The organism is Microvirga roseola (assembly GCF_020866965.1).
Lineage (GTDB): Bacteria > Pseudomonadota > Alphaproteobacteria > Rhizobiales > Beijerinckiaceae > Microvirga > Microvirga roseola.
In genome coordinates this window covers 1-1,391 of sequence record NZ_JAJATX010000151.1, presented here as the reverse complement: position 1 = coordinate 1,391, position 1,391 = coordinate 1, and the positions used below count along the sequence as shown (strand labels likewise).

Below are 1,391 nucleotides of genomic sequence, written 5' to 3'. Positions count from 1 at the left end.
GAATCCTTCACCCTCAATCGGTTGGGGGTTGTTCAGGGCCGACTACTTAAAGAGGCGGGCATACTCGCGACTGATGACGCGATAGCAGTCGCATGAGAGTTTCTGGAGCTCTTCCCGATCGACGACGGTGATGCAGGCGCGCTCCGTGCGGACCGCTCCCGCCTGTTCGAAGCGGCTGAGAACCTCGGTGACGCCGGCGCGACGCATGCCGAGATTGCTGCCGATCACCTCATGCGTGATGGGCACCTGATCGGCCTCGAGCCAGTCCTGTGCCAGCAGAAGCCAGCGCGCGATGCGCTGCTCCGCCTCATGCCGGGCGCTGCACAGCACCAGCTGCGAGCTTTGCATCGTCGTGGAATGCAGATCGTTCAGCAGAAGCTGCAGCAAAGTCGGACTGCGGCTGAGCGCGGACCTGAACGGCTTGGCCGAGATCGTGAGGGCTTCGCCCGCGACCTGCATGACAGCCCGCAACGGCACATGGCCTCCCAGAGCCGCGGAGGCCCCGACGAGACTTTTGCGACCGACCATTCCAACCTCGACCGGGCGGTCGCTGTCGGTATGCACCTGCAAGGATGCAAGGCCGCTTTCGATGAAGAACACGCGATCCGGAGCGACATCGAAATCCTGCAGAATGGTGCTGCGCCGAACAACTGCGTGGGTCAGATGCGGTCGGATACGCTCGAATTCGTTCGGAGGAAGGGCAGCCAGAATCCGGTTGCGAGGCGTTCCGTCGAACGGGTGCGCCGGCGCGGCGCGGTTTTGCGCTGTTTCCATGCCGTGAGCCCGGATACCAATGGACGCCCAGGCCGAATCTCGATCACAGATCTCGCATCCGGCCGGGCAGGATGAAGCGCAATGGGGGCGCTATTCCCCCATTGCGTTCGTCGGGCTTTCCGTGGGTTATCCGCGCATTCCGATCTCGACGGTCTCGTTGTCGCCGATTTCGGTGTACTCGCGGTTGTCGAAGTCCCAGTCCCGCATGGCTTCGACTTCCGCCTCGGTCAAGCCGGCAGCCACGAGCCTGTCGCCCATCATGAACACGCGATTGAGCGGAATCGGAACCTCCTTTTCGCCGAGGCCGAGGAAGCCGCCATGCTCTAGCACGATGTAGGCCTGGCCCAGGCCGATGTTGCGCACCACGCGCTTCACCTCACCGATCTGCTGACCGCGAAGGCTGTAAACCTCCATGTCCTCCAGATCCGAGACCACGAACGGACGTACCGCGGCGGTACCGATGGCGCCGGTTGCACCTTCGATGCCCGTGTCGATCGGGTCGCGGCGTGGTTCGATCTCGTTCACGTCCACTCCGGCCATGCCGGGGCGGTTCACGACCTCAGCGCCCAATCCGGCCTGCTGCTGCTGGATGCGGACGTTGGGCTCGCCCTGCTGCT

The 1,391-nt window shown here is 63.7% G+C and carries 2 protein-coding genes; both read right to left on the bottom strand.

The window, feature by feature from the left end:
- Nucleotides 1-42: 42 nt before the first annotated feature.
- Nucleotides 43-774 (bottom strand): Crp/Fnr family transcriptional regulator, encoded by a 732-nt coding sequence (locus LG661_RS24600; protein WP_230534626.1) that lies wholly within the window; start codon nt 772-774, stop codon nt 43-45.
- A gap of 126 nt (nt 775-900) precedes the next feature.
- Nucleotides 901-1,391: PRC-barrel domain-containing protein (locus LG661_RS24595; protein ID WP_230534625.1), on the bottom strand; the 491-nt coding region annotated here is incomplete at its 5' end.